Origin of the sequence: Micromonospora fulviviridis (assembly GCF_014648395.1) — a bacterium.
GTDB lineage: Bacteria > Actinomycetota > Actinomycetes > Mycobacteriales > Micromonosporaceae > Micromonospora > Micromonospora fulviviridis.
Window position 1 is genome coordinate 284,567 of the sequence record NZ_BMRA01000006.1, and the last position, 21,792, is coordinate 306,358.

The following is a 21,792-nucleotide window of genomic DNA, read 5'->3' on the forward strand; positions in this document are numbered from 1 at the left end:
CGGTTGACCTCCACGCACCATGATTGGATGGCCGGGTGGGTTTCACGGTGATGGACGTGCCCGAGCGGGAGCGGTTCGAGGCGCGGGACGAGACGGGCGCCACGGCCGGCGTGGTGACATATCAGCTGACCGGCAACATCATCGCCTACACCCACACCGAGGTCGCCCCGGAATTCGAGGGACGCGGCGTCGGTTCGACGCTGGCCCGCGCGGTGATGGACCACGCGCGGGCGAACCGGCGAACCGTGGTGCCGATCTGCCCCTTCCTCAGCGGCTGGTTGGACAAGCATCCCGAGTACGACGGCATCGTGGCCCGATCGACCCGCAAGCTCAAGTAGCGAGCTGCTCCGCCCGACGCCCGCACCGACCCGTCCGGTCGGCAGCGGGTTGCTCTCCCCGGTGCTGCCTCGACTGCGCGCCCGGCAGATGTCGCCGCGTCCGCTGACCGCGACCCGCGAGATTCGCATCTGATGCAACCCCCGGAGCCGGACCCCGCGTGACTATCCCGACTCGGGAATCGGAGGCACCGGATGAGTGATCGTGACGCCGCGTTCGCGGCGTACTTCGCGGCACGATCAGACGCGATGCGCGGGACCGCCTACCTGTTGTGCGGCGACTGGCACCGGGCGGAGGACCTGGTCCAGTCCACGTTCACCAAGCTGTACCTGGCCTGGAACCGGGCATCCCGGCACGAGGTGCTCGACGCGTACGTACGGCAGATCCTGTTGCGAACCTTTCTCGATGAGCGGCGCCGCGGCTGGTGGCGACGGGAACAGGTGAACGGCGAGGCGGCGGAGAAGGCCGTGACGGCGGAGTCGCCGGAAGAGCGGCTCGTGCTGTTGCGGGCACTGACGGACGTACCGCCGCGTCAGCGGGCCGTGCTGGTGCTGCGGTACTGGGAGGACCTGTCCGTCGAGGAGACCGCGTCGCTGCTGCAGTGCTCGCCCGGGACTGTGAAGAGCCAGGCAGCGCGCGGCCTCGAAACGCTGCGCCGGCTGCTGGCACCTACTTTGGCCGCAACAGGGAGGCAGAACGATGAATGAGGACGAAATTCGAGGAGCGCTACGCCGCGCCATGGCGGCCGCCAGTCCTCCCCAACCGATGAGCACGACCGACGCGCTGGCCGCCGGTCGCCGCGCCCGGTTCCGTCGCAGTGTCGTCTCGTTCTGCGCGGCGTCAGCGACAACGGTCGTGCTGGCCGCCGCCGTCGGGTTCACCGGCGTGCTGGGCAGCGGAGGCAGCTACCGTCCGACGGGTACGGAGCCGCCGTCCGGCAGCACGGCGGATCCGACGGCGACCACGCCGCCCGGTGCCGTGCGGTGCACACCGGCATCCTGCCCGCACCTGGGAGCGCCGGACCTGACGCAGGAGGAGTGGGACGCGCGCAGGAACCGGGCACGGGAGATGCTCGACGATCTCCTTGCCGCCCTGCCCGCCGGGTACACCGTGGTGAGAGACGACCCACTGAATCCGCTCGATCCGATGGTGTCGTCGTCGGGGATCTACCAGGCGTACTTCACCGTACGCCAAGGGAAGCAGACCGGGCTGGTGATGGTCGAGGTGCACACCCCGCAGTCCCCAATAGGAAACCGGTGGCAGGGTGACGGCTGCGATCTGGCGCTGGAGATCTGGCCCTACCCCCGCGGCACATGCCAGCTGGTGACCGTCGGCCAGGCGAAGGTAGGCGTGGCCCAAGCCCGCTGGAGCAACGAGGACCCGAAGCGGTTCGCCCAGTGGGCCGGGTACCGGCACCCGGACGGGGTACTGGTCAAGGTCGCCCAGATCTCGAGGCCCGACAGATACTGGAAGGCCCCGCCGGAGCTGAAGAAGCTGCCGTTCACCGCCCAGCAACTCGCGGACCTCGCCGTCAGCGACCGGTTCCACGTCGAGTGAAACTCGGCACGACGGGTGGAGGCGCCGGCTCCCGGCGCCTCCACCCGGGGTCAGCCGATGAGCGGTCGGCTGACGACGCTGTCGGTGCGGCCGCTCAGCTCCCGGTCCAGGGTCTCCTGCGCGTCGCGCATCGCCTCGGCGTACCGCGGTTCGGCGAGCCGCCGCATTCCCACCTCGGGTGCGACGTCCTCGACCACCGCGCTGATCCACCAGATGTTGCCGAACGGGTCGCGCACCCGGCCGCCCCGCTGACCGAAGGCGTGGGTGGCCGGTGCGGTGACCACGCGCGCTCCCGCGGCGACCGCGCGCTCGGTCGCCGCATCGGCGTCCGGGACGAAGACCCGCAGCAGCGCCGGCATGGCCGGCCAGTCCGGTTGCTGATCGAAGGCGAGCAGGATGGTGTCGCCGACGCGGATCTCGGCGTGGCCGATGGTCCCGTCCTCCAGCCGTACCCGTGCGAGCTCGACCCCGTCGAACACCGCGGTGATGAAGTCCAGCAACTGCCCGGTGTCGGGCGTGACGATCCACGGCGCGGCGGTCGTGTAGCCGGCGGGCGCGGTGCTGCTCATGACGAATCTCCCTCGTGTCGTAGCGAACTGCGCCGACGGTAGATCCCGTATAGGTCAGTTCCCGTCCTAACCAAGCGGCACAATGGCGGCCATGTCCGACGCGCGTGCCCGACTGCTGTCCCTGCTGTCGCTTTTGCAGACCCCTCGGCTGTGGCCGGGAAGCGAGTTGGCGCAGCGGCTCGGCGTGTCCGGCCGGACCGTGCGGCGCGACATCGACCGGCTGCGGGAGCTGGGCTATCCGGTGCGCGCGGAGCAGGGCGGCCTGGGCGGGTACCAGTTGACGGCCGGCGCGGCAATGCCGCCACTGCTGCTGGAGGACGACGAGGCGGTCGCCGTGGCCGTCGGGCTGCGTACCGCGGCGACGCAGCCGGTGGCAGGGGTGGACGAGGCGGCGGTGCGGGCGCTGAGCAAGCTGCTCCAGGTTCTGCCGGCCCGGCTGCGGCGCAGGGTCGACACACTGGCCTCCTCCACCGTGGCCCACCCGTTCTCCCTGGCCGCCGAGCCGGTGGACCCCGACGCTCTGGTCGTCGCCGCCGCGACGATCGCCAACCATGAGCGGCTGCGGTTCCGGTACCGCGACGAGGACCGGCACGTCGAGCCGCGTGCCATGGTGACGGCGGGGCGGCGCTGGTACCTGCTCGCCTTCGACCTCGACCGCGACGACTGGCGGACGTTCCGGCTGGACCGGGTGACGAACCTCGCGGCGACGGGGGCCCGGGCGACCACGAGGGACGTGCCCGGCGGGGACGTCGCCGCCTTCGTCGCCAGCCGGACCATGCAGATGGCCCCGACGTACGCGGCCGACGTCGTGATCCACGCGCCGGCCGTCCAGGTGGTGGACCGCCTCGGCGGGCCGCCGCCGGGCACGCTGACCGACCAGCCGGGCGGAACCTGCCGCTGGCTCGCGCCACCGGACACCCTCGAATGGCATGCGCTCCGGCTGGCGTCGATCGCGCTCCCGTTCGAGGTCAGCGCCCCGACGGAGCTGGCCGCCCACCTCAGGTCGACGGCCGCGCTGTTCCAGGCCGCCACGGCAGGGCCGGGCCGCCAGAGCGCCAGTCAGGACGACATGGCGGCTTCGGCTGGGGCGTGACCCCGCACGCTCCCGCGGCACTGGATGTTCTGTCGTACGCCGGTGGTGGAGTGCCTTCCATGGGCGTGCTGTACGACTACTTCCGGGCAGCGGATGACGCTGCCGCGGTCCGGCTGATGGAGGAACTCGACGGCGGGCCGGTCGCGGTCAGCGGCGACGGCGCGGCCGTCCATGCCATCGACCTCAAGGGCATCGAACCTGCCGTGACCCTCGGCAAGCTCGTGGGTTTCGTGCGAGGTGTCGACTGGGACGTGGACCTGGTCGTTGTCGAGCTGCTGTGGAGCGGGGACGAGCAGGACGGGCCGTGGCTGATGTCCCTCGACCGCGCCACGCGGGACACCCTCGCCTCCGTCGACGACGCGCACGCGCGTGAGTTGTCGGCGCGGTGGGGACGGATCGAGGAGCTGGCGTGGGGGAGTCCGCTGGCTGACGACGAGATGCTGCCCGTCATCGAGGAGATCGCCGCCCTCGCGCGGCGCGCCCGAGACGCCGGCGAGAACCTCTACTGCTGGTGCTGTCTGTGACTCGAGCGGCGGTGGCCTGTCGGGGCGGGCCAGGCGGCAGGGGCGGCGGAGCCGACGCCCGTCTGCCGCCTGGCCACTGAGGTGCCGAACGGTCAGCGGCGGCGCAGCGCCGGGTCGAGCAGAGCGGGCGGGGTGTCGTTCTTCTCGTGGGCGGCCAGGTCGACGCCGGGCGCCACGATCGCGTCGATCGCGTCCAGCACGTCGGCGGAGAGCACGGTGTCCGCGGCGGCGAGCTGCGAGCGGAGGTGGTCCGTCGTACGCGGGCCGATGATCGCGCTGGTGACGCCCGGGTGCGCGGTGACGAATCCGAGCGCGAGCTGGATCAGGCTGAGCCCGGCCTCGTCGGCAACCACGGCGAGCTGCTCGACGGCCTCGAGTTTGGCCCGGTTGGCGGGAATGCTGATGTCGTAGCGCTGCCGCATGAAGGCCGAGCGGTTCGTGCTGATCTCCTGTCCGGCACGGATGGCGCCGGACAGCCAGCCCGAGGCCAGCGGGCTCCAGGCGAGCACGCCCATGCCGTACTCCTGCGTCACGGGCAGCACGTGGGTCTCGATGCCCCGCTGCAGGATCGAGTAGCTCGGTTGCTCGGTCACGTACCGGCTCAGGCGCCCCTCCCGGGCGGCCCACTGGGCCTGGACGATGCGGTGGGCCGGAAAGGTCGAGGACCCGAAATAGCGGATCTTCCCCGCGCGCTGCAGGTCCGTCAGCGCCGACAGCGTCTCCTCGTCGCTGGTCGTCGGGTCCCACCGGTGCATCTGGTAGAGGTCGACGTGGTCGACGCCGAGGCGGCGCAGGCTGTTGTCCAGCGCGGTGACCAGCCAGCGTCGCGAGCCGCCCCGATGGTTGCGCTCGTCGCCCATCGGCAGGGTCGCCTTGGTGGCCAGCACGACATCGTCCCGGCGGCCGGTGATGGCCTTGCCGACCAGTTCCTCGGACTGGCCGCCGCTGTAGACGTCGGCGGTGTCGATGAGGTTGATCCCCGCGTCGAGCGCCGCGTCGACGATGGCGGTGGCGTCCTCCTGGGTGGTGTTGCCGATCCTGCCGAAGTTCATCGCGCCGAGTACGAGGGTGCTGACCTGCACACCCGTGCGGCCCAAGGTGCGGTACTGCATGACTGGTCCTCCTGGGGACGTGCGGCGGTGCATCGTTTGGTGGTGGCTCGCCCGGCCGCTACGCTGGGCAAGCGGAACGCCGTTCCGGTAAACAACATACGGAACGTCGTTCCGGATACCAAGTGATGTGATGGGGGTAACCGGCCTTGGCCGAGATCGACAGCGGCGCGGAGCAACCGGTGCCGCGCAAGCGGGCCGACGCCCGGCGCAACGAGAAGACCCTGCTGGACGCCGCCTCCGCGGCGTTCGTCGCCTCCGGCGTCGACGTGCCCGTGCGCGACATCGCCGCGAGGGCGGGCGTCGGCGTGGGCACCATCTACCGCCACTTCCCGACCCGAGCCGACCTCATCGTCGCCGTCTACCGGCACCAGATCGAGGCGTGTGCCGAGGCGGGGCCGGCCCTGCTGGCCGACAGCCGCACCCCGCACGCCGCCCTGGAGCGGTGGATCAACCTGTTCGTCGACTTCCTGATCACCAAACACGGCCTCGCCGCGGCGCTGCAGTCCGACGCCGCGGCCTTCCAGACCCTGCACGCCTACTTCCTCGACCGCCTGGTCCCGGTTTGCGACCAACTGCTCGACGCCGCCGTCGCGGCGGGCGAGATCCGCCCCGACCTGGACGCCTACGGACTGCTGCGCGGCGTCGGCAATCTCTGCGTCGGCGCGGGCAGCGACCCCCGTTACGACGCGCGCCGCCTGGTCCAGGTCCTCATCGCCGGACTGCGCCTCCACTGAGGGCAGGTCCCAGTTCCGAGACAGGTAGCGTCGCTGTCATGAGTGAGGACACCTTCCGCTCGGTGGAGATCGAGCGCACCAGTGTGGGCAACTACGTCGTACGGAACGTTCGCGGCGGATCGATGTCGATGGGCACGGGTGAGGACGGCAGCTTCACGCCGGTGGAGCTGCTCCTGGCTGCCATCGGCGGCTGCACCGCGATTGACGTGGACCACATCACCAGCCGCCGCGCCGAGCCGACCCGGTTCGCCGTCGAGGTCACCGGCGACAAGATCCGCGACGAGGCCGGCGGGAACCGGATGCAGAACCTCAAGGTTCAGTTCACCGTGACGTTCCCGGTGGGCGCCGACGGCGACAAGGCGCGCGAGGCGCTGCCCCGGTCGCTGCAGCAGTCGCACGACAGGCTCTGCACCGTCTCCCGTACCGTCGAGCTCGGCACTCCCGTCTCGATCGTCGAGGCCGCCGGTCCCACCGAGAGCTGAGGCGCCCGGGGGGTCCGCCCGGCGACAACCGGGCACACCCTTCCCGGGCGCGCTGCGCGGGTCGGTCAGGACAGGATCTCGACGTACCCGTCGGCTCCGTGCACGCGAATCCGCTGACCGTCCCGGATCAGCGTGGTCGCATGCTCCACACCGACGACGGCGGGCAGGCCATACTCCCGGGCGATCACCGCCCCGTGGGTCATGAGGCCGCCCACCTCCGTCACCAACCCCTCGACGGCGACGAACAGCGGTGACCAGCTCGGGTCGGTGTAGGGGGTGACCAGGATGTCGCCTGGTTCGAGGTCGGCGTCGGTCATGTCCAGGATGACGCGGGCTCGCCCCTCGACGATCCCGCCGGAGACCGGGAGGCCGACCAGCGCGCCGGCCGGCACATCGTCGCGTCGGTACGCCCCGGCGATGCCCTCACCCTCCGACGTGAGCACCCGGGGCGGTGTGAGCGTTTGATACCACCTGAACGCGTCCTTCCGCCGGTGGATGAGCTGATCATCCACCTGGTTCGTGCGTACGACGTCGTGAAGCTCCTGGAACGTGAGATAGAAGATGTCTTCCTTCTCGCGGAGCACGTCGGCCCGCACGAGGCGCTCGGCCTCTTCCAACAGGGCCTGCTTGTAGACAAAGGAGCGGCTGATGATGGCGTACTTCGGGTACTCCCGGTAGCCGATGAAGGTCCGGACCCGGTCGATCATCCGCTTGGCCTCGTCGGCTTTCTGCTCCCCGTCCGGCAGGGCCCACAAGCGTGACAGCACGTCCTGTTCCTTCTTGGCCGCCTCCTGCCGCCCGTGCTCGAAGCGCCGCTTCGCGGCGCCCGGCTCGAAGAGCTTGATGTTGTCGAGGATCAGGGGCACGAGCGTGGTGGGGCGTTCGCTCCAGCGCGGCCTCGTGATGTCGATCTCGCCGACGCAGCGCATGCCGTACCGGTCGAGGTAGGCCTCGATGGCGTCGCGCGCCTCGGTCCCGCCCGCGAGCTTCGGCAGCTCGTCCAGGAAGCCGTCGTCCTCGACGCCCTGCAGGAACGCCACCACCTCCGGGTGCGGGCGGATCACGTCGGCGACGTCGAGCAGCGCCAGTCCCATCTCGGACGTGACGTTGCCGGGGGCGGACAGCGTGAGGGTGTCAGCCGCGTTCTTCTCGCCCAGCCATTCCTGCAGCTGATCGTTGAGCCACCAGGTGGCCTCCATCCCCGCCATGATCGCCTGCATGCTCAACGGATCGCTGAGGACCCGCTTGTGTTCCTGGAAGGCCTCCAGCAGGAAGTCGAACAGCGCCGGCCCGGTCTTCGTCCGGATGTCGCGCCGCAGGGCGGCGATGGACGCCTGGCTGCGCTCGATCAGCTCGGTGACGATGGCCGGATCGGTGTCGATCGGAGCGGACGCGCCGCCGGCCGGCGGCCTTACGGGACCCTGACCGGGGAGCGACGGGATGAAGTCGCCGCGGTCGATGATGGTCTCCAGCGCGTCCCTGATCAGCGGATCGCCCCTGCCCGCCATCTCCAGGAAGCCGGCGCGGCTCGCGGGCGAGGCCAGGTGCCGGGTGACGTCGACGAACAGCCTCCCGCCGGCCTCGTGCATCGGCGCCATGGCCGTCAGCTTCCACATGGAGAGCCCCAGGGGCTTCATGGCGTCCGTCATCATCTGCTGATGACCGACGGAGACGTAGACGTGGTTCTCTCCGTCGCCGGTCTCGGGAACCGGGAACAGTGTGGTGATCGGCCGGCTCTGGACGATCTGGAAGTCGTCGTCGACCAGGCACCATTCGATGTCCTGGGGGAGGCCGAAGTGCGCTTCGATCCGCCGGCCCAGCTGCACCAGCTGCACGACCTGCGCGTCCGTCAGCGCCGGCTGGTCCTGCCGCTCCGGGTCGATCGCCTGTTCCTTCGTCCCGCCGGCCGGCAGGGCGTGGATGGCGAGCCGTTTGGTGGCGATCGCCCTGTCGATGATCTCGCCGTCCCGCACCCGGTAGGCGTCCGCGTTCACCAGCCCGGAGACCAGAGCCTCGCCGAGGCCGAAGCTGGCCTCAACGGAGGCGACCTTCCGGTTGGACGTGACGGGGTCGGCCGTGAACAGGACGCCGGCCGCCTGCGGGAAGACCATCTTCTGCACGACAACGGCCATCTGCACCGCGCGGTGGTCGATGCCGTTCCGCTGGCGGTAGGTCACGGCCCGCTCGGTGAAGAGCGAGGCCCAGCACCGGCCGACGTGCCGGAGGATCGCCGCCGACCCCATGACGTTCAGGTACGTGTCCTGCTGGCCCGCGAACGAGGCGGTCGGCAGGTCCTCCGCCGTCGCGCTGGATCGGACGGCGTAGGCGGCTTCCGCACCGAGCCCGGCGAGAGCTCCGGTGATCGCCGCCGCCACGTCGTGGGGGAGGGCGGTCCCTTCGATGGTCCGGCGGATGTCCGCAGTGAGCGTGCGGATCGCCTCCCGGTCGTCCGGGTTCAGGCGCGACAGCCGATCGAGCCGATCGTCGATCGACGGGGCTTCGGCCATGATCCGGCGGAAGGCGTCCGTCGTCACGCAGAAGCCGGCTGGCACGCGGATGCCGTCGATGTGCGACAACGCCCCCAGGTGCGCGCCCTTGCCGCCGACGGTCGCGACCTGCGTCTCGTCGACCTCTCGGAGACCCAGCACGTACTGCTCGATCATCGCGACACCTCCGAGGGAGCCGTCCTCCGCTGCACTGCACCGGCCGGGCGGATCACGGGCGTCGCCAGCTCGGTCGAATCTCCTGCGGGCGTCCTCATCACTCCTTGGCTTCCCCTCTGACTGTCGGCCGGCCGCTCCGCCCAGTCTGGCGGCCCGCACACCCGCATCGCCGCGCCGATCGGCCGCAATCGCACCCCCGGTAACAACACACGCACGTCGTGCCTCAATTCTTCGCCCGTTCCTGGGTCCGGCCGACGATTCTGCGGCAAGACCCGGGTCTTGCGGCAAGCCCCCCGGTGCGATATACGTTAAAGTGGGATTGCTGTACGTGTTGTTCTCCGCTGAGATGAAGCCGATCTCCTGAAGCGGTGGCACCTACGGATACAGCCGCGGAAGGAAATCTTCTCCTTCGTCAGCAAGCAAAGGTCTGATGTCGAGCGCGGCCTGGCTGCGAGGTTCCTGTCGGGTCGACGGATCGACCGCGGCCTGCCGGGGGACAGGGTTGTGGAACTCAGGGGACTCCTACCCGGCGACGTGCTCGGCGCCGGTCCGGGGCTCCAGGACGACCACCGCGGTCTCGGACGACCGCAGCGCCGCGTAGGCGTCGAGGTTCGCGTCGATTTCGCGCCAGCGGGCCCACAGCCGCGACCGCTCGTCGCCTGTCGCGGCGCGCCCACGTACCAGGCGTCGCCCGTCGACCAGGTCGACGGCCGCATCCGGATGCGTCCGCAGGTTGAGCCACCAGGCGGGCTCACCCTCACCCCATCCATTCATCGCCAGCGAGATCAGATTCGGCCCATCCTCCAGGTACGCGATGATGACGCTGCGCTGCCGGCCGGTGCGGCGCCCGGTCGTGGACAGCCGCAGCGTGCCCCAGCGGTTGGCGCGGGGCCGCCAGAGTCCGACCCGGCCGCCGAAGACCCGGTACAGGCCCCGGTGCACCGACCAGGCCAGCCGAATGAACCAGCGCGGTGGGAGCCTCGGTTTTCCTGCCTGGTTCTCGTCCGACATGACGACCTCCCACACCTTCAAGGCGATGGTACGAACAGGACGCCAGCCGCAGTATCGAGCACGTCTGATGCCACCTGTGGCAGCATCAGGACCGTACGACGCGCCCTTCCGACAGGCTGACTGGCGGACTCGTGCCCCCGTCTCGCGGTGCTGGGCCAGACCGTTCTGTGGGAGGTAGGGGGAGGCATGGCACTGGGGCCGGTGCTGGTGATCGGTATCGATCCCATGAGGATCCCGGGCTGGGATCCGGAGCCGGTTGTGGCGGCGATAGCGCGTGGTCAGGCCCGTTTCGGCGATCACGGTATCGAGGCGGATCTGTGCTTGGTGGTGCCCGACGAGAACCCCGAGAAAGCGATCGTCGAGGCGCTGACCCGAAAGGACTACGCCTGCGTGGTGGTCGGGGGCGGCATCCGCAAGCACGAGCCGTTGCTCGAGATCTTCGAGAAGGTGGTCAACCTGGTTCGGCAGCATGCTCCCGGCGCGGCCATCGCCTTCAACAGCAGCCCTGCGGACACCGCCGACGCCGCGCTGCGGTGGCTGCGGTAGGCCGGCAGGACACCGCGTCCGCCCGCGCCGTCGAGGCCGGTCGGCAGGGCGCGCGACGCAAGGCGCTCTCATGCCGCGGAGGCCGGAACTCCCGTCACCTCACTGCGCGGGGCCGGCCCGCGTGCCGTGTTCCGAGGTCATCAGTGTCGGGAGAGGATGAGGCGTGAGGGCGATCCTTTCGACACAGCCCGCCATCCCCGCCGGAACCCTCGCCGCCAGCCCGCAACCGATGCTTCGCGCCCCGGGTGGCCTGCTCCTGCGCCCCTGGGAGCCTTCCGACGCAGCGGTCTTTCTCGCTGCCTACCAGGACCCGGACATCCAGCACTGGCACACGCGCCAACCCGCGTCCGAAGACCAGGTCCGTGAGTGGTTCGATCACTATCGCAAGGCCTGGACGCAGGAGACCGGCGCCAGTTGGGCAGTGACCCGCGGCGGGGGCCAGGTGCTGGGACGCATCGCCATGGGCGGGATGAATCTCGACGACGGTGTCGCGGGGTGCGCCTACTGGGTGCTTCCCGCCGCCCGTGGAGCAGGTGTGGCCTCCCGCGCGCTGACGGCCTTGAGCGTCTGGGCGCTGGGCGAGGCTGGTTTCCACCGCCTGCATCTGGATCACTCGACCCGAAACCTTGCCTCCTGTCGAGTCGCGGTCAAGGCCGGCTTCCTCCTGGAAGGCACCAAGCGCAGCGACGCCGTCCACTCCGACGGCCGGCACGACATGCACCTGCACGCCCGCATCCGGGGCGACAAGCAACTCGCCTGATGTCGCCAGCCAGGGGCCGCCCGTGGGGTGCTGGTCGAGCGCCCCGAGGCCCGCGCCGCGTGGATGTGACGTCACCGTAGGCGGTCGACCAGATTGGCGACGTCGGCGAAGACCCGGTCTCCGGCCGCCGCCGCGGCGGGCGAGACGGTGTCGAGGGTGAGGAATCCGTGCACCATCCCGGCCTCGCAGCGGTGCCGGACCGGAACGTCCGCGGCCGCCAGCCGGGCGGCGTACGCGTCGCCCTCATCCCGGAGCGGATCGTGCTCCGCGGTGACCACGACGGCGGGCGGCAGCCCGCTGACGTCGGCGGCGAACACGGGACTGACCTGGGCGTCGGCGCGTCGGGAGGGGTCCGGGACCCACTGCTCGACCCCCCACGCGACGTCGTCGGTGGTCAGGTCCCAACCGGTGGCCTTCGTCCGCGCGCTGGGCGAGGAGAGTGTCAGATCGGTGTTGGGATACACCAGGATCTGACCGTCCGGCAGTGGTCCGCCCTCGTCGCGCAGGCGCAGGCAGGCGAGCGCGGCGAGGTTTCCGCCGGAGCTGTCGCCCATGACGACCGTCGGGCCCTCGATGCCGGCGCTCGCACCCCCGCCGGTCGCCGCCCACCGGATGACGTCGACGCAGTCGTCGACCGCGGCCGGCCACGGGTGCTCCGGAGCCCGTCGGAAGTCGACGCTCAGCACGGCCGTACCGGTCGTGAGCGCCAGGCGGCGACACGCCCGGTCGTGCGACTCGAGATCGCCGATCGTCCACATTCCGCCGTGGATGAACACCACCAGCGGCTGGGCCGCGGGCGACGGCCGGTAGAGGCGCGCACCCACGCCGGCCGGACCGACCGTCAGATCCTCGACCCGGGCGACCTCGGGGCCCGGTGGCCGGGCCTCGACGCGAAGCCGTTGCGCGCGTCGCAGGGCCGCCGCTCCCACCGCACGGGCGGGAGGGCCGGGATCCTGCCGGACGGCCTCGACGAAGGCGGCGAGTTCGGCGTCGGCCAGCGGGGAACTGATCGGTTCGGCCATGCGGGCAAGGATCCCATGATCCCGTTCCGTCCGGTCGGAGATGACCGCCAGGTCACGAGCCCGCCCTCGCCCCTGCTCGATCCGACTCACGCCGATCCACCAGTTACAGACTCCGCGCGGGTGTCGGCGCCTGACTGTCAGTCGTAGAGCTCAGGCCGCCAGAGAGCCTCTTCCCTGCGATCCCTCTCCGGTGGAGCCTGAAGCAGCGGATGGTCCCTTAGCCGGCGAGATCGTTTCCTGGTCAGGCCGTGCCGTAGCCGCCGGAAGCCCTCCGGGAGGCGGACGCAGATCCAGAGCAGGGCCAGCGACGCCGCAAGCATGAGCAGGGCGATGCACATGAGGCTGCCGAGCGGGCTCACCAGCGGCTTCCCGACGGCAGCGAAGCGGGGGATCGGCGTACCGGCACGAGAGCCAGTGTCCTACCTGTCGTGCTGGCGGCGCACCATCTCGGTGATCCAGACGGGCGCGAACGGAGAGGTGCAGCCCGGGGAGGTCGGGTAGTCCTTGAGCACCGCCAGGCGCTCGCCGATGTCGATCGCGCGGGCGCGGTGCTCGGGGTGCTCGATCCCGATCTGCGCCAGGCAGTGGTTCATCGCCCACTGCAGGCGATCCGGGGCGTCCTTCATCTCCGCCTCGATGACGTCGAGCAGCGCTGCGAGGTCGAGGCCCTCGGGCTTCCTCGCCACGCGGTCGGTGGTCAGCGCCCAGCCGGCGCTCGCGACCACCGGGTCCGGATCGGCGAACCAGGCCCGTCGTAGCTCTTCGGAGTGCGGGTTCTTCTTCACCACGTTGTTCACGAGCCAGTCGTGCACCTTGGGCGTGCGCGCCTCGCGCAGCATGGCGTCCAACTCGTCACGCGCGAACGCCTTCGGGCGGCAGATAAGGATCGCCAGCAGCCTCGCCGCGGTGTCACCCGTCTCCCAGAGCTGGCACGCCAGTTCCTGCTGCGTCTTCAGCCGCTTCGCGAGCGCGCGCAGCTTGCCGAGGTTCACGCCGTGGTCGTCACCGTGTCTCTCGTTCACCGCGCGGGTCTTCGGGTCTTCCAACTCGGCCAGTTCGGCCATCACCTCGGCCAGCGTCGTGTCGGCCATCTCCACCTCCCGCCCCGTCAGATGCGAGTCGCAGCCTACGACGGGGAACACCCCGGGTCGCACCACGCCGACCGCGGCGACACGCCCAGTCGTATTGACACCCTCACCCACCGCGAGCAGATTCCCGGTGAGCCCGGTCGGTCGCGGCCGGGGCGTCCGCGCGGAAGGACGATCGCCATGCACAAGATCAGGTTCACCGGCCGGGCCAGGACCGCGTCGGCGGTGGCGCTGCTCGCGCCGTCGCTCGTGCTCGCGGCGGGGCCGACGCCGGCGTACGCCGCGGAGACCACCACCCGGATCCTCCGGGCCCCGCTGGACCTCTCCGTCGTCCTGCCCTGCGCCAACGGCGGTCTCGGCGAGGTCGTGAACTTCGACGGCACGTTCTCCGAGTTGTACCACGTGACCGTCGACGAGACCGGCGGCTTCCACGTGCACATCGTCGAGACCCAGTCGGACGTGCACGGCGTCGGTGCGACGACCGGGGACCGGTACGTCAGCACCCGCGTCAACCTCTTCGTCTACAACCAGGGCTCCGGTGGGCTGCCGATCACCTCCACCCAGCAACTGGTCTTCCGGATCGTGGGGCCGGGGGCGGGCAACGACGCCTCGCTCCGGATCACGAACCACACCACCCTCAACGCCGACGGCACCGTGACGGTCGCCTTCGACACGTACACGGCGGAGTGCGAGCCCACCACGCCCTGACCCGCCGGGCCCGCAGGTCTGTGGCGACAGGGGACAGCCACTGCTGACCCAGGGTGAGAGATATGATCAGGTTGTGACCTTCTGCCGCCCTTGTCCAGCCGGCCGGCCGCCTCAGGCGCCAGGGGACAGGCGGCGCGCGTTCTCATCGGGAACGCGGCGTGGTGGGGTCACGGGTTAGGGAGGTGGCGCGGTGAACGCTGGGAACGTCAGGCGAGTCGTGGTGGGTTACGACGGGTCTCCGGCCGCGAGCGCGGCGATCGAAGCCGGGGCGCTGCTGTTTCCTGGTGCTCAGGCATGGATCGCGCATCTGTGGACGCCTCCCTTCGCCAGCGAGGAGTTGCGGCGGCGGCTGTGGACGGGCACCCGCAACATCAACGTTTTCGTGCAGGCCGTCGAGAGGGAGGGCGGTCGTGAGGCGGACCGGCTGACGTCGATGGGCGTGATGCTGGCGCGAGCCGCGGGCTGGGACGCGGAGCCCCTGGTGTGCCGCAGCTACGGCGGGGAAGGGCTGCAACTGGCCGAGCTGGCCGACGAGAAGCAGGCGGATGTGCTGCTGATCGGCTCCCGGGGGTTGGGCGGTGCGCGGGCGGTGCTCGGCAGTGTGTCGGACATGGCTGTGCACTACAGCCCCCGTCCTGTGCTGGTGGTGCCCCACCCGCTGCTGACCGACGAGTTCGCCGCCCTCGACGCCGGGCCGGTCGTGGTCGGCTGGGACTCCTCGGCCAGCGCCGCGGCTGCACTCACCACCGCCCAACGGCTGTTCCCCGACCGTGAGGTCGTTCCGGTCTCCATCGACAGCGGCAGCGGCGATGACAGCGAGGACGGTCCTGCGGTGGCGGCCACCGGCGAGCAGCCCGTGACCACCGTGCGCGTGCGCGCCGGAATCGGGGCGCCCGGACGGGCGGTGGCCGACGCGCTGGCCGCGGTCGCGGCGGACCGGAAGGCCGGCCTGATCGTGGTCGGCTCGCGCGGACGATCGGCCGTACGCAAGATCCTGCTCGGCAGCGTCGCCATGGCCACCCTGCACCGCGCCCACCGGCCCGTCCTGGTGGTGCCCCAGGTTCCTGCCGACGAAGCCGAATAGGGGAACGCCCGCTCCTACGGTGCGGCCATCACCACCACCGATCACCCGGCCATCCTTTCCGATCAGGTCCGCAGTCGCCCTCGACACGAGACCGGCGTTACGTCGGGTCGGCCGGGCCGGCGCGCATCCCAGTTCAGGCACTCATCTCGCGTACCGGCTCTCGCCGGCCGGAACCGGGGCGGCTCCCGCCGGGTCAGCGGTGCCTGCGGATGCGCTCCCAGGTGCTGGGGGAGTCGAGCCGTACCCCTGATTGGAGCGGGCTCGTGACCGGCTTGCCGCCGCCGGCGACGGCGGTGACCCGGCCGTGTTCGGCGCCGGCGGGCAGCGCGGCCGGCACGGCCGGGATGTCGGTGTCCAGCTTGACGCGGAGGCCGGGCCAGCCGACGACGGACAGGTCGTTCGCGGCGTGCATCGTGGTCTCGGCGCCGAGCGGCCCGCGGACGGTGGCGACCGGGTCGCCGGCCCGGACGACCGGATGCAGCCTGATCGCGGAGGCGGCGCTGCCGATCAGCGCGCGGGTCACCCGGAAGACCCGCTCCAACTGGACCGGGGTGTCCGCGCCGGGCTGCCCGAGGACGGCGCCGACGACCGTGATCTTCCGGCCGCCGACGGTGACGACGAAAGCGAAGGACAGGCACCCGCCGGCCTCGTCGGTGGACCCGGTCTTGATCCCCACGACGCCGTTCCGGCCGACGAGCGAGTTGTAGTTCTTGACCTCGCCGGCGACGGGCAGCGTGGCCTTCTTCTGGGCCACGATCTCCGCGAAGGCGGGCAACGCCATCGCCTTGCGGGCGAGGATCACCTGGTCGGCGGCGGTGCTGACGGTCGCCGGGCTGAGCCCGGACGGGTCGGTGTAGCGGGTGTTCCGCATGCCGAACTCGGCGGCGGTGTCGTTCATCTTGTCGACGAACGCGTCGATGCTGCCGGCGTCCCAGGCGGCGAGGATCCGCGCCATGTTGTTCGCGGACGGCAGCAGCACCGCCTGGAGGGCCTGGCGCTCGGTGAAGACCGCGCCCGCGGTGACGCGGATGAGGGACTCGCCGCGCGCGAGTTCGCTCGGGTAGGCGGCGGCCTGCGCCGCGCTGACCGTCAGCTTCGGCCCGTGCTCGCCCCGGTCGAGGGGATGCTCGGTCAGGATGACGTACGCCGTCATCACCTTGGCCACGCTTCCGATGGGCAGCGGCTCGCTGCCGCCCGAGGTGCCGATGGACCCGACGCCCTCCACGTAGAGGGCGGCCTGCCCCGACCGCGGCCACGGCACCGTCGGCGCCTTGCCGGGGATGACCGTCGACAGGGGCAGCGTGCGCGTGACGGTCGGCGCGGGCAGCGGGTGGCGCAGCGGTGCGACCGCCACCAGCACGGCGGCGACCAGGAGCAGGGTCGTGAGGATGCTGATCAGCACCGGGAGGCGCCGCCGGCGGCGGCGTGGCGGCGGGACCCGCGGGATCACCTGGGTCGTCGCAGAGTCGAGCATGCTGATGTCTCCCCCGTGTGGTGCGCCGCGCGGCTCGGCAGGCGCCGGCGTGGTGATCTCGGTACCACCGGTGCGGTCACCTGGTCAAGAGCGGTCACAATGCCACGTGCCGCGCGGTGGGCGCGGGGTCGCGGCCTACGAGGCCAACCGCTCACCCGCGTGGCGACCGGATCTCGCGAGTCCGACCCTGCCGTCCGACGGGTTGATCTCCGCCCACACGGCGTCGAGGGAGAGGCCGAGAACGTCGGCGATCGCGGCGATGGTCGGGAAGGCGGGGGTGGCCACGCGACCGGACTCGATCTTCCGAAGGGTCTCCGGCGAGACACCGGCGTCGAGCGCGGTGGTGAGCATCGATCTCTCCCCACGGGCGCGTCGCAGGAGGGCGCCGAGGCGCTGCCCGCGCTCGACCTCGGCGGGAGTGAGCGGCAACCTGACCATGACACCGATTCTAGTACCGGGATAGTATGGCCGGGATACTTATTGGTTGCACGAGTAAGGCGCGGCATGATCGAGATCCTGAGCCCCACCGAACTGCCACGAGCCCGGGAGGCCGGTGCGCTGGTCGCCGACATCCTGCGGACGCTGAGGAGTCGCTGCGGGGTGGGCACGAACCTCCGGGACATCGACCGGTGGGCGCAGGCCATGATCGCCGAGGCCGGAGCGCAGTCCTGCTACGTCGACTACGAGCCGTCCTTCGGACGCGGGCCGTTCGGCCACTACATCTGCACGTCGGTCAACGACGCGGTGCTCCACGGACTGCCATACGACTACACGCTTGCCGACGGCGACCTGCTGTCGCTCGATCTCGCCGTCTCCAGAGGCGGAGTCGTCGCCGACTCGGCTGTCAGCTTCATCGTGGGCGAGTCGAAGCCCGCGGAGAGCGTGGCGCTGATCAGCGCGACCGAGCGGGCGCTGAGCGCGGGGATCGCCGCGGCCGGACCGGGGGCTCGCATCGGTGACATCTCGCATGCCATCGGCTCGGTCCTCCGTGGGGCGGGCTATTCGATCAACACCGAGTTCGGCGGTCACGGCGTCGGATCGACGATGCACCAGGACCCGCACGTCCCCAACACGGGGCGGCCCGGTCGCGGCTACCGGCTGCGCCCCGGGCTGCTGCTGGCGCTGGAGCCGTGGGTCATGGCGGACACCGCCGAACTCGTCACCGATGCCGACGGCTGGACGCTCCGGAGCGCGACAGGTTGCCGGACGGCGCACAGCGAGCACACGATCGCCATCACCGACGACGGAGCCGAGGTGCTCACCCGCTAGGCCACGCCGGCCAGGTACTCGCCACGGCGCTGCGGGTCGAACTTCTCGATCGCGTACCGCAGCATGACCCGCGGCATCACCCGGTAGTGCCGGGCCAGGAACTCCTCCTCGGCCACCCGGTCGCGGTTGCCCACCTCGCGCAGCATCCAGCCCACCGCCTTGTGGATCAGGTCGTGCGGGTCGCGCAGGAGGCGTTCCGCGAGGCGGAAGGTCCAGTCGAAGTCGCCGGCCCGGATGAAGGCGAACGTCGCCATGACGGCGATGCGCCGGTCCCACACCAGGCTCGACCCGGCCAACCGGTCGAGGACGCTCCGGTCCTTGTCGATCAGCCAGGGGCCGACGATGTACGGGGCGGACGAGTCCACCAGGTCCCAGTTGTTGATGTGGCCGGTGTTGGCCAGGACGACGTCGACGATCTGGCCGCGTTCGGTCTCGTCCGCCCTGGTGAACTTCCGCACCAGGATGAGCAGCGACGTGAGCCGCTCCTCGTGCACGCCGCTGGTGAGCAGCTTCGCCGCGTCGGCCAGGGAGAGGTCGCGCCAGTACCGGGCGGCCACCCGGCGCTGTTCCGGCACCGAGACGCCGATGGCCGTGTCACCCTCGCCGTAACCGCCGGGGACCATCTGCAGGAACCGGCTCGACGCCTGCGCCCGACGCGGGTCGGCGAGGCGGGCGAGCGCGTGGCGGACGTCGGCGGTCGTGGCCATGACTGTGCAACCTACCGCGACCGCCGCTGCCCACGGTGCCGCTGACGTCGACGTACCGGCATGTCGCCGATTCGCGGTCACCGGCGTCGCGGCGTGATCAACCCCGCCTCGTACGCCCACACGACCAGCTGGGCGCGGTCGCGGCAGTGCAGCTTCGTCATGGCCCGGTTGACGTGTGTCTTGGCGGTCAACGGACTGATCACCATGCGTTCGGCGATCTCGTCGTTGCCCAGGCCCCGGGCCACGAGCTCGACGATCTCCTGCTCCCGGGCGGTCAGCACGTCGCGTCCGGCCGCCGGGTCGGCCGGCGCGGGGCCGGCGACGAACTCGCTGATGAGCGTCCGCGTGACCGCGGGGGCGAGCAGCGCGTCGCCGCGAGCCACGACGGCGATGGCCTGCAGCAGGTCGGCGGGGTCGGCGTCCTTGAGGAGGAACCCGCTGGCGCCCGCCCGGAGTGCGGCGAAGACGTAGGAGTCGAGCCCGTAGTTGGTGAGGATGAGGACGCGGACCGCGGCGAGGTCGGGATCGGCGGCGAGGCGCCGGGTGGCTTCGATGCCGTCGACTCCCGGCATCTGCACGTCCATCAGCACGACGTCCGGCCGCAGGCGTCGCGACAGATGGACGGCCGACGCGCCGTCGACCGCCTCGCCGACGACCTCCACACCGTCCTCGGCGTCGAGCAGGGCCCGGAATCCGGCCCGCATGAGCGCCTGGTCGTCGGCGAGCAGGACCCGGATCATGTCAGCCACGATCCGCGGCGGACCGGGCGGCCGGCACCTCGCGCGAGCGCTCGGTCGTGCCCAGCGGGAAGGTGGCCCGGACCGCGAACCCGCCGCCGTCGCGGGCGGCGGCGTCGAGTGCGCCGCCCAGCCCGGCGACCCGTTCCCGCATGCCGCGCAGGCCCACACCCGGTGTCACCGGCCGGGTCGGCGACGCCTGCCCGTCGTCGGTCACCGAGACGGTCAGCTGCGCCGGGGCGTACTCGACGTGGACCCGGGCGGTGGCGGGGCCGGCGTGGCGGGCCACGTTGGTCAGGGCCTCCTGGACGACGCGATACCCGGCCTGGTCGACCTCGGCGGGCAGGTCCCGGGGCTGACCGGTGACGGTCACCTGCACCGGCACGCCGGCCGCCCGGGTCCGCTGGGCGAGTTCACCCACCCGGGCCAGCCCGACGGGGTCCTCGTCGGAGGGTGCGCGCAGGACGTCCAGCGTGGCCCGCAGTTCCCGCATCGCGGCGCTGCTGGCCTCCTGGATCGCCAGCAGCGTGGCCGACGGTTCCTCGCCGTGCTTGCGGGCCAGGTGCACGGCGATCCCGGTCTGCACCTTGATCACGGAGATGGTGTGGGTCAGCGAGTCGTGCAGGTCGCGGGCGATGCGCAGGCGCTCCTCGCCGGCGCGGCGCAACGCCATCTCCTCGCGGGTGCGTTCCGCCTCGATCGCGCGCTGCTCGACCTGTTCCAGGTACGCCCGGTGCTGCCGCGCGACGAGCCCGGCGACGTTGGCCGCCACGAACCAGCCCAGCAGCAGGGCGGTCCGCTCGGCGATCTGCTGGCCGGGCCGGCCGGCGGGCGCGACCGAGATGTCCCGGGTCAGGAAGCCGCCGAGGAAGACGAGGCTGGCCAGGGCGGCGACCGACCGGTGCCCCCGCCAGGCGGCGAGGTAGACCGCGCCGAGGACCGGGAACGCGGCGGACACCCCGGGGTGCACGCGGACGTGGAAGGCCAGCATGGCGGCGGTCACCACGCCCAGCGCCGCCACCGGGTAGCGCCGGCACACCGCCAGGGCCGCCGCCATGACCAGGACCAGGGCGACGTCCACCACCCGCACCGCGGCGGCGTCCGGCGCGAGCGCGGCGTTGCCGAGCAGGAGGACGCCGAGGGCGAGGCCACTGAGGGAGTACGGCAGATCACGGCGCATGGCCGAACTGTAGAACGGCTGCCGCCGGTGGAGCATCCCGCGCCCGTGGTAGGTGGGCGTACCGCGAACGCGGTACCGGCGGCCGGGGAGGTGCCTGCGGCGGCACGACGCTTTCCCGGCCCGCCGAGGCGAGCATCGAGCCCATGACATACCGCTTCTTCACCCCCGCCAGAGCGGCGGGCGCGACCGGCCTCACCGCGGCGGTCTACCGGCAGCTGCGGGACGAGTTCCTCGGGCCGGTGCCCACCTTCCAGGCGCTCTCGGCCGTGCCGGAGCTGATGGCCGCGACCTGGGCGCTGATGCGCGAGGCCCTGCTGGCCGGGGACGCGTCCCGGGTCGACCGTGAGCTCGTCGCGTCGGCGGTGTCCCGGGCCAACCGCTGCCGGTTCTGCGTCGACGCCCACGTGATGCTGCTGCACGCGCTGGGCGAGCACGCGCTGGCCGAGGTCATCGCCCGGGGCGGGACGCCGCCGGATCCGAGGCACGCCGAGCTGGTCGCCTGGGCCGAGGCCAGCCGCAGCCCCGCGGCCGGCGCCTGGACCGGCCGGTACGGCCCCGAGGTCACCGGCACCCTGCTCGCCTTTCACTTCATCAACCGGATCGTGTCGGCGTTGCTCGACCCGGATCTGCTGCCCGGCGGCCTGCAACGGTCCCCGGTGGTGCGGTCGGTCGGGGGCCGGCTCTACGCCAGGACGGCGCGGGAGCCGAGGGAGCCCGGGCGCAGCCTTCCGCTGCTCGACACCGCCACGACCGTGCCACCGGCCTGGGCGGGGGACCGGCCGGTCGGCGTGGCGTACGCGTCGTTGCGGACCGCCGCCCTGAGCGGCGGGGACCTCCTGGGGGACGTGGCCCGCCGGACCGTCGAGGCGACCGTGCGTTGGGAGGACGGACAGTTTCCGACCCGGCCCGCGGACTGGGCCGTCGACCTGGTCCGGGACGTGCCCGGCGTGGACCGCGTCGGGACACGGATCGCGCTGCTGGCGGCGTTCGCGCCCAGCGCGATCAGCGTGGGCGACGTGGCCCTCTGGCGGCTGTCCCATCCCGGCGACGCCGACCTCGTGCGGCTGGTCGCGTACGGCGCGATCACGGCCACCGATCACGTCGCCCGGGCACTGTCCTCAGCTCACCTCTAGGAG

General features: G+C 71.5%; 24 protein-coding genes. 13 read left to right on the forward strand and 11 right to left on the reverse strand.

What is annotated here, in order from left to right:
• Nucleotides 1-35 precede the first annotated feature (35 nt).
• From IEY96_RS18170 to IEY96_RS18180, 3 genes are all read left to right on the forward strand, one after another.
• Nucleotides 36-338: a GNAT family N-acetyltransferase gene (locus tag IEY96_RS18170; protein ID WP_189195978.1), complete on the forward strand. Its 303-nt coding sequence runs from the start codon at nt 36-38 to the stop codon at nt 336-338.
• A gap of 192 nt (nt 339-530) precedes the next feature.
• On the forward strand, nt 531-1,043 hold the full coding sequence (locus IEY96_RS18175; RefSeq protein ID WP_189195979.1) for a SigE family RNA polymerase sigma factor: 513 nt from the start codon (nt 531-533) through the stop codon (nt 1,041-1,043).
• A 58-nt stretch (nt 1,044-1,101) separates the two neighbouring features.
• Complete coding sequence (locus IEY96_RS18180) at nt 1,102-1,893, forward strand: hypothetical protein (protein ID WP_189195980.1); 792 nt, start codon at nt 1,102-1,104, stop codon at nt 1,891-1,893.
• 50 nt (nt 1,894-1,943) lie between these two features.
• Here the strand turns inward: IEY96_RS18180 and IEY96_RS18185 are convergent, their stop codons facing one another.
• Nucleotides 1,944-2,462 carry a VOC family protein gene (locus tag IEY96_RS18185; RefSeq protein WP_189195981.1) on the reverse strand — a complete coding sequence of 173 codons (519 nt, stop codon included), beginning with the start codon at nt 2,460-2,462 and terminating at the stop codon, nt 1,944-1,946.
• A gap of 91 nt (nt 2,463-2,553) precedes the next feature.
• Between IEY96_RS18185 and IEY96_RS18190 the strand changes: the two genes are divergently transcribed.
• The gene (locus IEY96_RS18190) at nt 2,554-3,555 is read left to right on the forward strand and encodes a helix-turn-helix transcriptional regulator (RefSeq protein WP_189195982.1); all 1,002 of its coding nucleotides are present in this window, start codon (nt 2,554-2,556) and stop codon (nt 3,553-3,555) included.
• Between the two features lie 59 nt (nt 3,556-3,614).
• Nucleotides 3,615-4,079, forward strand: coding sequence for a hypothetical protein (locus IEY96_RS18195; protein ID WP_189195983.1), 465 nt, complete (start codon nt 3,615-3,617; stop codon nt 4,077-4,079).
• A gap of 92 nt (nt 4,080-4,171) precedes the next feature.
• On the opposite strand, the gene IEY96_RS18200 is transcribed toward IEY96_RS18195, so the two are convergent.
• Nucleotides 4,172-5,191 carry an aldo/keto reductase gene (locus IEY96_RS18200; protein ID WP_189195984.1) on the reverse strand — a complete coding sequence of 340 codons (1,020 nt, stop codon included), beginning with the start codon at nt 5,189-5,191 and terminating at the stop codon, nt 4,172-4,174.
• A gap of 146 nt (nt 5,192-5,337) precedes the next feature.
• Between IEY96_RS18200 and IEY96_RS18205 the strand changes: the two genes are divergently transcribed.
• Complete coding sequence (locus tag IEY96_RS18205) at nt 5,338-5,925, forward strand: TetR/AcrR family transcriptional regulator (RefSeq protein WP_189195985.1); 588 nt, start codon at nt 5,338-5,340, stop codon at nt 5,923-5,925.
• Nucleotides 5,926-5,963: 38 nt separating this feature from the next.
• Nucleotides 5,964-6,407, forward strand: coding sequence for an OsmC family protein (locus IEY96_RS18210; protein ID WP_189195986.1), 444 nt, complete (start codon nt 5,964-5,966; stop codon nt 6,405-6,407).
• A gap of 65 nt (nt 6,408-6,472) precedes the next feature.
• On the opposite strand, the gene rph is transcribed toward IEY96_RS18210, so the two are convergent.
• Complete coding sequence (gene rph, locus IEY96_RS18215) at nt 6,473-9,070, reverse strand: rifamycin-inactivating phosphotransferase (RefSeq protein ID WP_189196193.1); 2,598 nt, start codon at nt 9,068-9,070, stop codon at nt 6,473-6,475.
• A 522-nt stretch (nt 9,071-9,592) separates the two neighbouring features.
• Nucleotides 9,593-10,081, reverse strand: coding sequence for a nitroreductase/quinone reductase family protein (locus IEY96_RS18220; RefSeq protein WP_189195987.1), 489 nt, complete (start codon nt 10,079-10,081; stop codon nt 9,593-9,595).
• Nucleotides 10,082-10,267: 186 nt separating this feature from the next.
• Here IEY96_RS18220 and IEY96_RS18225 point away from each other — a divergent pair, with 186 nt between their 5' ends.
• The gene (locus IEY96_RS18225) at nt 10,268-10,627 is read left to right on the forward strand and encodes a hypothetical protein (protein WP_189195988.1); all 360 of its coding nucleotides are present in this window, start codon (nt 10,268-10,270) and stop codon (nt 10,625-10,627) included.
• A 163-nt stretch (nt 10,628-10,790) separates the two neighbouring features.
• The gene (locus IEY96_RS18230; RefSeq protein WP_189195989.1) at nt 10,791-11,387 is read left to right on the forward strand and encodes a GNAT family N-acetyltransferase; all 597 of its coding nucleotides are present in this window, start codon (nt 10,791-10,793) and stop codon (nt 11,385-11,387) included.
• A gap of 71 nt (nt 11,388-11,458) precedes the next feature.
• Here the strand turns inward: IEY96_RS18230 and IEY96_RS18235 are convergent, their stop codons facing one another.
• Nucleotides 11,459-12,409, reverse strand: a complete 951-nt coding sequence (locus IEY96_RS18235) for an alpha/beta hydrolase (RefSeq protein WP_189195990.1) — start codon at nt 12,407-12,409, stop codon at nt 11,459-11,461.
• Nucleotides 12,410-12,828: 419 nt separating this feature from the next.
• Complete coding sequence (locus tag IEY96_RS18240) at nt 12,829-13,500, reverse strand: DNA alkylation repair protein (protein WP_189195991.1); 672 nt, start codon at nt 13,498-13,500, stop codon at nt 12,829-12,831.
• 177 nt (nt 13,501-13,677) lie between these two features.
• On the opposite strand from IEY96_RS18240, the gene IEY96_RS18245 reads away from it, so the two are divergent.
• Together IEY96_RS18245 and IEY96_RS18250 are read left to right on the forward strand one after the other, a co-directional pair.
• Entirely contained in the window at nt 13,678-14,205 is a 528-nt protein-coding gene (locus tag IEY96_RS18245; RefSeq protein ID WP_189195992.1) for a hypothetical protein, read from the forward strand.
• Nucleotides 14,206-14,395: 190 nt separating this feature from the next.
• Nucleotides 14,396-15,289 (forward strand): universal stress protein, encoded by an 894-nt coding sequence (locus tag IEY96_RS18250; protein ID WP_189195993.1) that lies wholly within the window; start codon nt 14,396-14,398, stop codon nt 15,287-15,289.
• Nucleotides 15,290-15,482: 193 nt separating this feature from the next.
• Here IEY96_RS18250 and IEY96_RS18255 read toward each other — a convergent pair whose 3' ends face one another.
• Together IEY96_RS18255 and IEY96_RS18260 are read right to left on the reverse strand one after the other, a co-directional pair.
• Nucleotides 15,483-16,763, reverse strand: a complete 1,281-nt coding sequence (locus tag IEY96_RS18255; RefSeq protein WP_189195994.1) for a D-alanyl-D-alanine carboxypeptidase family protein — start codon at nt 16,761-16,763, stop codon at nt 15,483-15,485.
• 135 nt (nt 16,764-16,898) lie between these two features.
• Nucleotides 16,899-17,201, reverse strand: a complete 303-nt coding sequence (locus IEY96_RS18260; protein WP_189195995.1) for a helix-turn-helix transcriptional regulator — start codon at nt 17,199-17,201, stop codon at nt 16,899-16,901.
• Between the two features lie 66 nt (nt 17,202-17,267).
• Between IEY96_RS18260 and map the strand changes: the two genes are divergently transcribed.
• Nucleotides 17,268-18,032: a type I methionyl aminopeptidase gene (map, locus tag IEY96_RS18265; protein ID WP_189195996.1), complete on the forward strand. Its 765-nt coding sequence runs from the start codon at nt 17,268-17,270 to the stop codon at nt 18,030-18,032.
• On the opposite strand, the gene IEY96_RS18270 is transcribed toward map, so the two are convergent.
• The 3 genes from IEY96_RS18270 to IEY96_RS18280 form a co-directional block, all read right to left on the reverse strand.
• A complete protein-coding gene (locus IEY96_RS18270) occupies nt 18,029-18,739 on the reverse strand; it encodes a DNA alkylation repair protein (protein ID WP_189195997.1) in 711 nt (236 codons plus the stop codon). The two genes, map and IEY96_RS18270, sit on opposite strands and share 4 nt — an antisense overlap.
• A gap of 77 nt (nt 18,740-18,816) precedes the next feature.
• Complete coding sequence (locus IEY96_RS18275) at nt 18,817-19,479, reverse strand: response regulator (protein ID WP_189195998.1); 663 nt, start codon at nt 19,477-19,479, stop codon at nt 18,817-18,819.
• A 1-nt stretch (nt 19,480) separates the two neighbouring features.
• Nucleotides 19,481-20,656 (reverse strand): sensor histidine kinase, encoded by a 1,176-nt coding sequence (locus IEY96_RS18280; RefSeq protein WP_229791685.1) that lies wholly within the window; start codon nt 20,654-20,656, stop codon nt 19,481-19,483.
• Between the two features lie 143 nt (nt 20,657-20,799).
• Here IEY96_RS18280 and IEY96_RS18285 point away from each other — a divergent pair, with 143 nt between their 5' ends.
• Complete coding sequence (locus IEY96_RS18285; protein WP_189196000.1) at nt 20,800-21,789, forward strand: carboxymuconolactone decarboxylase family protein; 990 nt, start codon at nt 20,800-20,802, stop codon at nt 21,787-21,789.
• Nucleotides 21,790-21,792 lie beyond the last annotated feature (3 nt).